The sequence below is a fragment of the Paenibacillus sp. O199 genome (assembly GCF_001636635.1).
Taxonomy (GTDB): Bacteria; Bacillota; Bacilli; order Paenibacillales; family Paenibacillaceae; genus Paenibacillus; species Paenibacillus marchantiae.
Map to the genome: position 1 here is coordinate 45,090 of NZ_LGRP01000032.1, position 9,930 is coordinate 55,019.

Below are 9,930 nucleotides of genomic sequence, written 5' to 3' on the forward strand. Positions count from 1 at the left end.
CAGCAACAAGGCTGTAATCAGGGGAGGAAGTATACGTATGACCGTCATCTCAAATGAACCCAATCCATCATCCATTTCGTCCAATGGTTCATCCAAAAGCCTATGGACCAACTTCCGCTTCATGCGGATGTTTATTGCTTATTCACTCGCAACCTTTGGAGATTGGTTTGACGCGCTCGCCATCCAGGTAATGGTCGCTTATCGTTGGGGTGCTGATCCTCTGATCATAGCCCTTATTCCGGTATGTATGGCTGTTCCGGGGATCGTACTTGGCTCGGTGGCAGGTGCACTAGCTGATCGTTTGCATCAGGTGAAAATCATGATGATATGTGATGTGATCACCGTCTTATTAACGATTGCAATTCTGTTCGCGCCAAGTGCGGCTTGGCTGCTGCCGCTTCTTGCTTTACGAGCGATGATGGGGGTATTCCATGTACCTGCGCAGCAGGCACTTACGCGTCAAGTGGTAGCAGAGGAGCATCTGTTTCAGGCATCATCACTGAACGGTTTTGTGAACCAATGCTCCAAAGTAGCGGGACCGCTGCTGGGTGCAGTCATTGTGGCCGTCTTTTCACCGCAAGTCTGTATTTTAATCAATGCTTGTACACGTTTGTTGTCCGGAGTCGTGTTATGGCCTTTACGGCGTCTTACAGAGGATCCAGAACCTTCTGCATCGGATGGAGGTCCTTTGGAAACGGGGGAGACCGCGGAATCTCTATACATTCAATGGCAGAAGGGTTGGCGTTTTATCCAGAGCAGCCGCATCCTTCTGAGTACGATTCTGTTTGGTTGCTTTGGATTAATGGCGATCCTCATGATCGATTACCAGTTTACGACGCTGTTTCGGGAGATCAAGCCGGGCAACGAAGCTCTGATCGGCTGGCTGGGATCATCGGCTGGGGCAGGTGCGGTTGTGATTATTCTACTGTTGAATCGACTTCCGCGAATTGGGTATGGCTGGGGGCTGGGTGGAGGATATTTGCTGATTGGTGCCGGAATTGGTGCGCTTGGTTGGATCAGTTCCCAAACGTCCGAGTTCTGGATCATCATCTGGGGCTTATGCATCGGAGTGGGCAATGGACTGTTCATGGTGACGTTGAATTACTTGCTGCAAAAAGAAACTCCGCCTGCCTATGTAGGCCGTGTATTCGGTATTCAAAACTCGCTTTCCAGTGTCGTGCTGGTCATTGCTCCACTCGCTGGAGGTGCCTTGATTCGGAGTGTAGGACCGAGTCCCACATTTCAATATATTGGCATGGCGACACTGGCTATTGGTTTCGCAGGCATGATGCTGCAACGAATCTTATGGAAGGGGCAACAGCCACTTCCGGCAGAGTCGACTGGAGAACTTGGGCAGAAGACAGTCAGACAGCCATAACTGCCATCGTTACTATAAAAAGAAAATGAACGATGAACAGCCGCTACGGTTACTTATCCGTAAGCGGCTATTTCCATCTAATAGGGTAGTGCATCATGCCTCCCACCAAGAGAAATAGGAGGTGGAGGCCATCAGCCCACCAACAGACAGGGATCCGCTCACCGACAGGTTAATGGACTGACCAGGAGGAACCACGTAACGTCCTAACTCATTGGATAGAAAGGGACCTACCTGCAAGGGCATAGCCAATAAGTTTGTGGTACCCGTGGGAGCGGCAGCGGAGAATCGCACCGTTGCAATGCTCGTGTTACTGCTTGATAAATTATTGTTTACCGGTGTGAGTGTGCTCGGTGATGTCAATGTTCCATTTGCAGACAGAGTCATGGTACCACTGAAGGAAGAAAGCAAGTTGAGCGCGACCGTGATTCCACCGGAAAGCCGTGATATATACACATTTTTACCGCTCCCGACTGGGTTGGTCAGTTGGACAGTAGCAATAACACTGCCCCCCAGCAATCCTAGTGTTGTGGAGTTGGTTGAGCCTGCATTGTACAGATTGCCAGTACTACCTGCATTATTCTCAGGTGGAGCCACAATGCCGGGAGAGGTAAACGTATTCGTAATGGATGTATAAACGGGACGGTTTAGCGGGTTGAACACGTGATCATTCGGCATTGTGCACACTCCTTTTCTAAATGATATGTCAGAATTCCCACCAGGAAAGATTAATGGAGGCGGTTTGGGAGCCTGTTCCCGCACTGATGGATAGTGTCTGTCCTGGAGGGACGATGATAGAACCGTTCAGGTTTAACATATACATGCCCGCTGTAAGAGGAATGCTTAACAAGCTTGTTAATGTTCCCGTTAATGTGCCGGTATTTTGCCTTGTTGTCATTACACTCGTATTGGTATTGCCCAACAATGTATTGACTGGCACAGGTGTGGTACCACCTGTAATGGTTCCGCCGGAATAGACAATGAGTGTAGCAGCTGCGGTTGTGCCTCCGCTGATCCTAGAGACGTACAAGGTACGCCCACTGCCCACTGCATTAACGACCTGCAGCAACAGATTTAGTCCAGCACCTACACTGACATTATTGGTAGTCAGTGCAAAAGAACTGCCTGCGGCTGCCGCCCCGCCCTCTGGAGTGGACTCAATGCCAGGGGCAGAGAATGTATTAGTCATTTGAGTATATAAGGGACCGTTAGATTGATTGAATACATTGGAATTGGTCATATAATCCACCTCCAATCTGCCTGAATAAGATAACCAAAGTGAATTTTTTGGAATGTGCTGCTTCTATGAAATTTTGAAAGAGAGACGTGAAGAGGTTGTACTTGCAGTGTATGTGGGAAAAAGGGGAAGGGTTTGGGATACAAACAGTAAATCCTCAAATAACGGCGTATGCCGTGCCCGTATTTTACATGCAGGCATACGATGCGTAAGCACATTTTTTAAGGGGAAATCGATATGAGTCGAACAGCGAAGCGTAGCAAGAAGAGAACGAACCAAACAACTAAATATGTCAGCCGTCGCCAATCCCGTCGTTCCTGCCGCGCTAAATTGCTGAAACCTCCTTGTTCCCGGATTACTCGTCCCCGGTTCAAGCAGGGTACTTCCTCACGTACGACACTCCCTGGTGCTACTCACTGTTTTACAGAGCATACGTATGTCGGAGCCGAGACAAACGGTAGTATGAATTCTCTTCCGGCTCAAGACACCTCATCGCTCAGCATGTACACATATGGCATTGTAAATCGGGGCGAACATCCGGCTCTTGTGCAGATTCAGATCAGCCCTAATGCCAGGGACTATGCTGTGGACAGCCAGGAAGTGATTGCCGGAGGGCAGACCAAAGCGCTGGTGCCGCTGCGATTCCTGCGTTATACCCGGCTGGTTATCCAATCGGTTCAACCGGATCAGCCGACCCGGCTCGATGTTTATTTTCAGGCACAGCGTATGCCGTAAGAACGTGGAATTCTACAACCGATTTGACCAGGGAGGAGGACGAGGCATATGCCTAACTTTACAACGTTTAACACGAATCCGGATAATCTGAGAACTCTGATTTTTGGTCATGATAGTACAGGCGCAGCCCAGCCGGTTCACACCGATACAAGCGGGAACGTACTCGGAATTATTTTGGATGGTACGATCAGTAATATCTCAGGTCTGACTACCGTTACGATTAATGCCGGAACTATCACAAATATTCTTAACGGAACGATTACCAGCGTCCTCGGAGCAACGATCACGGCGGGTACAATTAACAGCGTGCTTGGTGCAACCATCACAGCCGGAACATTAACAAACCTGCTGAATGGTACAATCACCAGTGTTTTGGGAGCCACCATTACTGCCGGAACCATCACAAGTGTGCTCGGGGCAACCGTGACGGCGGGGACATTAACAAACCTGCTCAATGGTACCATCACCAGCGTGCTTGGAGCTACAATCACCGCAGGAACACTGACGAACTTGCTGAACGGTACAATCACCAGTGTACTCGGGGCGACGATCACAGCCGGAACAATTACTAGTGTACTGGGAGCAACGATTACGGCGGGTACAATCAATAGCGTTCTAGGAGCCACAGTGACCGCAGGGACACTGACGAACTTGCTGAACGGTACAATCACGAGTGTACTGGGAGCGACGATCACAGCCGGAACGATCACCAGTGTGCTTGGAGCCACGGTGACGGCGGGGACGCTGACGAACTTGCTGAATGGTACAATCACAAGTGTACTGGGAGCGACAATCACAGCCGGAACGATCACCAGTGTACTGGGAGCAACAATCACGGCAGGTACAATCACCAGCGTGCTTGGAGCGACGATTACCGCAGGGACGCTGACCAATCTGTTGAACGGTACAATCACAAGTGTACTTGGAGCAACGATTACAGCCGGAACACTGACGAACTTGTTAAATGGTACCATCACTAGTGTACTGGGAGCTACCGTGACAGCGGGAACGTTAACGAATTTGCTGAACGGTACGATTACCAGTGTACTTGGTGCCACCATTACAGCCGGAACGTTGACCAATTTGTTGAATGGTACCATTACCAGCGTATTGGGAGCCACGATTACGGCGGGTACACTCAGCAGCGTGACGTCCATCTCGCAAAAAAGCTTTCAGGAATCACAGCTTCTCAGCACGCCAACGGCAAACACGTTTACACCGCTTCCGGCGGTCACGACGAGTGTATTCGGCACTTATTCTTTCTTTGTATATAACAGGGGGCCGGGGCTTAACCGGGTCGATGCCCGCGTGGAAATCAGTGCCAACGGTACCAACTGGTACGATGATGTGGACACGGTGACCGGGATTTTGCCAGGCTCGGTCGATGTTCTGGTGCCGCAGCGTTTTCTCAAATATACACGTCTTTCCTACCGCTCCAGTCTGCTGGGAGCATCCAGCACGATTGATGTGTTCTTCAATGGACAAGGCACATAACCCGGTTTGTTGTCATATAGGTACATGGAGTCCCTTTGGTGGGCTTCATGTACTTTTTTTTGCATTGGAGGTGGCTGCATATGCAGAACAGGTTACTCGGAATTCATATGATTGTGCAAAATGAAGAACATCATCTGGCCCGCTGTCTCGACAGCTTCAAGCCGATGGGCAGCGAATGCTTCATTACAGATACCGGGTCAACAGATCGTACACCGGAGATCGCCAGACATTATGGAGCAACGGTGCTTCACGCCCGTTGGGAAGATGATTTTGCACATGCCAGAAATATAAGTTTGCCTCTCGCGAGCACGGAATGGATTCTGTGTCTGGACGCGGATGAGTATGTCATACAGGGATTGGAAGAGCTTTTGGATTATCTACCGAAGGTCCATAAGAGCGTTTCGAGACTGCGGATTACGATAGAGAACCGAATTGGCGAGGGAACGGGAGAGAGTGTCATCTTCCAACCTGTGCGTCTTTTTCGCGCCCACCAAGGATATCGGTATGCGGGGCGTATCCATGAGCAATTGGTTCGTGGAGGAGCAAAGGATGATGGAAAACAAGAAGAAGGCGCTCTGGAAATAAACGACTCCTCTACCCGTGAGGAAGACGGGATCGCTGAGCATGAACCCTTGGCTCCACTGTGTTTGGTTCATGATGGTTATTTGCCGTCCACGATTGCTCTAGGACATAAACCCTTGCGTAATCTAAAGCTTTTGCAGCTGGAATTAGCTGATCGTCCGGGGCAACCTTTTCACCTCTATAATGTGGGGGTAACATACTGTCAGCTAGGGAATATCGAACAGGCAGCAGAAGCCTTTACTGAATCCTTTCTTCATACACCCCTGCAAGCTCCGTATCGCTCCACCCTGGTTCGGGACTATGCCAAGGTTCTTCTGGCAATGGGGCGCTATGACGAGGCTCATGGGTTATTGGCGGTAGAAAGACAGCGTTATGCAGGGTATGCCGACCTGCATCTGATATATGGAGAGATTTTGGAGCAACAGGGTCTGGAGGAGAGGGCCTACAAGTCTTATGCAAGAGCAACAGATTGCCGGGAGGGCTTCAATGGAGCTGATCTCAAGGACAATAACAAGGCAGAGATTCGAGGCGTACATCAGCAGGCAATTGAGCAAACAGATAAACCAGGAAGCGATGAATTATGTGAGGGCAAGTCCTCTGAAGATGTTCACAGAGAGCCAGCTCGAATGGAAAGATATTACGTAACGGATATAGGTTGCGATAGCTACAAGGCCTATACAGCCATGGGAAGGCTTGCACAGAAAAGAGGCTTTCTGCAGGAGTCTGCTCATCTGTACAGCCTGGCTCTGGGGAGCGAGATCACGTATGCTCCTGCATGGACAGGGTTAGCCGATGTATTGCAGCAATCGGGAGAGACGGATGAAAGCATAACTGAGACATTACTCGCACGCTGGAAAGAGTATTCAAAGAAAGAGCGCTCAAAGGAAGAGGATTCAGATCCGAGCGTAATAACATACGAGGATGATCTGGCGCATGTGGTTTATGCACTTGCTTCCAGTGGAGCATATGGGCAGGCATTGAACTTGCTAGATGGAGATGACCAAAATACGCCTATAAAACATGAAGATTATCTGTATTGGATGTTATGTGCCAACAGGGTATCAGAAGCCTTGCAGTACGTGCAGAATCAGTGGAGTGAGGAGGATATTGCGGGCATTAACTTCCAGCCTGAGCAACGATTGGACTTGGCAATGACCTATTGGACAAATGAATTATCTGTATCCGAATCATTTATGACCGCAGCAGAACCTCAGGAGAGGGATGGCTGGAGACTGCTGAATGGCCTGCTGGATACGGGAAAACGGGTGCATGTCGTGGATGACAGAGATGGGAAAACAGCTCATCAGACGCTTCAGGCCGCAACGGAGCTGAGTAAGAACATATTGACTCGGGCAGTGCAGATGGGGCAACTGGCGTTTGTCAGGAAGTTGTACGAGAAGATGGCTGCAATTAGTCCTGAACACGATGGAAATGGTGTTCGTAGCCGTTGGATGGCCGCTGTTCTTTACCGCCAGGGATACACCATGGCTGCCGCAGATCTGTTAATTCAATCTATGTCACAAGGCGATTTGGATGCGGAAAGCCTCTTTTACCTTGGGGAAGCCGTGTATGCCAAAGGGCATTACAATCAGGCATTGATTCTTTTCCAGCAGGCATTGGAGAATTATTCAGAACAGCGACAGGCGAGAGCTGGAGCTGCTGTCTGTTATATGAGGTTGGCGCTAGAGGTTATCAGACAGGAACGAACTCGCTCTCCCGCTGACAAGGTACTTTTGGCACAACAGACTGTTTTGGATCAGCAACTACGCACCGCAGAGGGTATCCCTTGGCGCACGGTGTTCCGTGCGAAGGAGAGGAGGAACCAGCTTGCCGACCAAGCACATTTCATTATGCATGATCGTGAAGGATGAAGAAGAACTGTTGCCTCATTGTCTTGAAAGTGTCCGCGGGGCGGTGGACGAGATCATTGTTGTGGATACCGGTTCGTCGGACCGAAGTGCTGCCATTGCCAGGGAATATGGGGCAGTAGTTGTGCCGTTTGTGTGGAGCGACGATTTTGCCGCGGCACGAAATGCTGGGCTGGAGCGGGCTTCGGGCGAATGGATTCTTTTTCTCGATGCGGACGAGGCGTTGGATGAGAATGCACGGGAGCAGATCAGAAGCTGGACGGCAGCCAGCGGATGTGACGGATTGTTTTTAAATATCCATAACTATACGGGTTCAGGTCAGCAGGGGGTGACGGTAAATCCGGTATTGCGCCTCTTCAGGAACGAGCCGGAGCATCGGTTTGAGGGTCGGATTCATGAGCAGATTGCGGTGGCAATCTGTCGGAAGAATCCACAGGCTGCTTTTCACGTGACAGACATGATCATTCACCATTACGGGTATCAGACAGCCATTGTGGAGCGCAAGGATAAGGTGAACCGGAATTTGCGTTTGCTTCAACAGGCGGTGGAGGAAGAGCCGGAGCAGCCGTTCCATCACTATAACCTGGGTGTCGAGTATCTGCGGATGGGAGAAACGGAACAGGCGCTGAAGACGTTTGGCGTAGCAAAAGCGGGAATTGATCCAACCCTGACAAGTTATGCACATCTGTTGTTCAAATATGAGATTCGCTGTTTCCAGCATTTGAGTCGCTGGCAGGAAGCATTGGATCATATCCATGATGCTCTTGAACTCTTCCCGGAATACACGGACCTGCTGCATCATCGCGGAGTATGTGAGGAGGCGTTGGGGGAGACCGAAAAGGCAGAACTATCGCTGCGTGAAGCAGTTCGTATGGGGCCGCCGCCACCCATATTTCATACGGAAGAAGGAATTGGAACCTATCAGACCTGGTATACCTTGGCTAGGCTGCTGGAGGGGCGGGCGGATCTTGAAGGTGCTGTGGATGCTTATGTGGAAGCAGTTCGTGCCAAATCGAGCCTGCTGCCGCCCTTGTACCGGATTTTTCGGATCATGCGGGTTTCGGGTCAAGGGCAACACTTGGTGGAGCTGATTAAGGAGCGATTTGCAATGACTTCAGAAGAGGCGATCCAGAAAGTATTGGGCATTCTGGAGCAGTGTCGTTGTTATGATACAGCTGTGAAGTTGTTGCCAGACATATCTTCAGACCTTTCCGGGGAGATGCGGGAGAGGTTATCCATGGCTGAGGCTTTGCTTCAGATTCAACTGGGAAAATGGAACAAGGCACGCCTTAAGCTAGATACGGTACAGCGAAAAAAAGGAGAGCTTTCTGTACCGGCTACCCATTGGATAGAGCGACTAAACTGGATTGAAGGAAGACCAATAGAGGGGAAAGATCAACTGACTGCGTGGCTGTATCGTCATTCGCAATCGGGTACGGAGTCGGAGCCATATCAACAGGCAGAAAGAATCAGTAGTTCACAAGCCGTTGCCCAAAATGACGACTCAAACGTGGCTGCTGGGACAGCATATAATGGCTGGCAGGCAATTGGATTAATGATGGAAGGGTGTGTGCAATCCGGGAAATGGGATATGCTGCATGCGCTGGTTCAGCTTGGTCAGGGGCAGTTGGCAGAAGGAGTGTATCCATTGGTGGAAGGAGCCCGGCAGGAAGCGGGAGAACCCTTTTCCGGAGCCTCCGATTCACGTGTGGGAACCAGCTGGTTGGTGAAAGGGTTTGTCAGTGCTGCCGATCATCACTTGGAGGCATATGCTCAAGGGACAGAAGTAAAGCGAGACCGTTGTTGGCCTGTGGTTCAACAGATTAGGCTGGATTTACCGGGGCCGGATGGTTTTGAGTTTTGAAGATTGAATGAAAGAGAGCAGAACCCCGTATAGGAAGGAGGGAGGATGAACATGCAGACAGGAATCAGCCTGTGCATGATTGTGAAGGATGAGGCCCGGTCGCTTCAGCGATGCTTGGATGCTATTCAGGATGTTGTGGATGAGATCATCATTGTGGATACGGGATCAACGGATGAGACGATCGACATTGCCCGTCGTTATGGGGCGGTTGTCATCAGTGCGGCATGGACCGGAGATTTTAGTGCTGCCCGCAACCTGTCTCTTGCTGCGGCCACTCATCCTTGGATTCTGGTACTGGATGCGGATGAAGTCTGGATGCAGACCGAGCACAATCTGACGAAGATGAAGCGGCTGCTGACCTCAAGTCAGGACGACATATGGGGCTACTGGATACAGGTCACGAGTTTGCTCGGAATGTCTGGAGAAGAGCGTGTGACGGATGCGGTGTGTCGTTTATTTCGGAATGATCCCCGGATTGCTTTTCAAGGCATGATTCATGAAGAAGTGGCATCTTCGATTCTATCCTTCGCTCCGTGGGGGGTGGTCGATTCCGGGCTTGAGATTATTCATTATGGCTATCTGGAGCACGTTATTGTTGGCAAAAATAAACCCGAGCGCAATATGCGGCTGATTCGCTCCGCTCTCCATAAGTCGCCGGATCAACCGGAACTGTTATATGCCATGGCTGCCGAGTGGTTTCAGCAAGCGAGATACGATGAAGCGCTCAAGTTGTTACAGCCTTTGCTGGCAAAGCTTACGCCGGAATGCGGATATC

At 50.4% G+C, this 9,930-nt stretch carries 8 protein-coding genes; 6 read left to right on the plus strand and 2 right to left on the minus strand.

Going from position 1 to position 9,930, the window contains the following annotated elements:
* Positions 1–37 precede the first annotated feature (37 nt).
* Entirely contained in the window at positions 38–1,378 is a 1,341-nt protein-coding gene (locus A6049_RS27295) for an MFS transporter (protein WP_095206229.1), read from the plus strand.
* 93 nt (positions 1,379–1,471) lie between these two features.
* Here A6049_RS27295 and A6049_RS27300 read toward each other — a convergent pair whose 3' ends face one another.
* Together A6049_RS27300 and A6049_RS27305 are read right to left on the minus strand one after the other, a co-directional pair.
* Entirely contained in the window at positions 1,472–2,053 is a 582-nt protein-coding gene (locus A6049_RS27300; RefSeq protein WP_063567605.1) for a hypothetical protein, read from the minus strand.
* Between the two features lie 28 nt (positions 2,054–2,081).
* The gene (locus A6049_RS27305; RefSeq protein WP_063567606.1) at positions 2,082–2,615 is read right to left on the minus strand and encodes a hypothetical protein; all 534 of its coding nucleotides are present in this window, start codon (positions 2,613–2,615) and stop codon (positions 2,082–2,084) included.
* Positions 2,616–2,849: 234 nt separating this feature from the next.
* Here A6049_RS27305 and A6049_RS27310 point away from each other — a divergent pair, with 234 nt between their 5' ends.
* The 5 genes from A6049_RS27310 to A6049_RS27330 form a co-directional block, all read left to right on the plus strand.
* Positions 2,850–3,347: a DUF6385 domain-containing protein gene (locus A6049_RS27310; RefSeq protein WP_063567607.1), complete on the plus strand. Its 498-nt coding sequence runs from the start codon at positions 2,850–2,852 to the stop codon at positions 3,345–3,347.
* A gap of 48 nt (positions 3,348–3,395) precedes the next feature.
* Entirely contained in the window at positions 3,396–4,841 is a 1,446-nt protein-coding gene (locus tag A6049_RS32790; RefSeq protein WP_240321564.1) for a DUF6385 domain-containing protein, read from the plus strand.
* Positions 4,842–4,921: 80 nt separating this feature from the next.
* Positions 4,922–7,294 (plus strand): glycosyltransferase family 2 protein, encoded by a 2,373-nt coding sequence (locus A6049_RS27320; protein ID WP_063567608.1) that lies wholly within the window; start codon positions 4,922–4,924, stop codon positions 7,292–7,294.
* A complete protein-coding gene (locus A6049_RS27325) occupies positions 7,251–9,155 on the plus strand; it encodes a tetratricopeptide repeat-containing glycosyltransferase family 2 protein (RefSeq protein ID WP_145921961.1) in 1,905 nt (634 codons plus the stop codon). The genes A6049_RS27320 and A6049_RS27325 overlap by 44 nt, the downstream gene beginning before the upstream one ends.
* Positions 9,156–9,206: 51 nt before the next feature.
* Positions 9,207–9,930 (plus strand): glycosyltransferase (locus tag A6049_RS27330; RefSeq protein WP_145921962.1); only part of this gene is annotated, 724 nt, incomplete at its 3' end.

Excerpts from the sequence above, each read along its gene's own strand:
- A6049_RS27295 (WP_095206229.1), top strand. The coding sequence starts at position 38 with ATGACCGTCATCTCAAATGAACCCAATCCATCATCCATTTCGTCCAAT.
- A6049_RS27300 (WP_063567605.1), bottom strand. The coding sequence starts at position 2,053 with ATGCCGAATGATCACGTGTTCAACCCGCTAAACCGTCCCGTTTATACA.
- A6049_RS27305 (WP_063567606.1), bottom strand. The coding sequence starts at position 2,615 with ATGACCAATTCCAATGTATTCAATCAATCTAACGGTCCCTTATATACT.
- A6049_RS27310 (WP_063567607.1), top strand. The coding sequence starts at position 2,850 with ATGAGTCGAACAGCGAAGCGTAGCAAGAAGAGAACGAACCAAACAACT.
- A6049_RS32790 (WP_240321564.1), top strand. The coding sequence starts at position 3,396 with ATGCCTAACTTTACAACGTTTAACACGAATCCGGATAATCTGAGAACT.
- A6049_RS27320 (WP_063567608.1), top strand. The coding sequence starts at position 4,922 with ATGCAGAACAGGTTACTCGGAATTCATATGATTGTGCAAAATGAAGAA.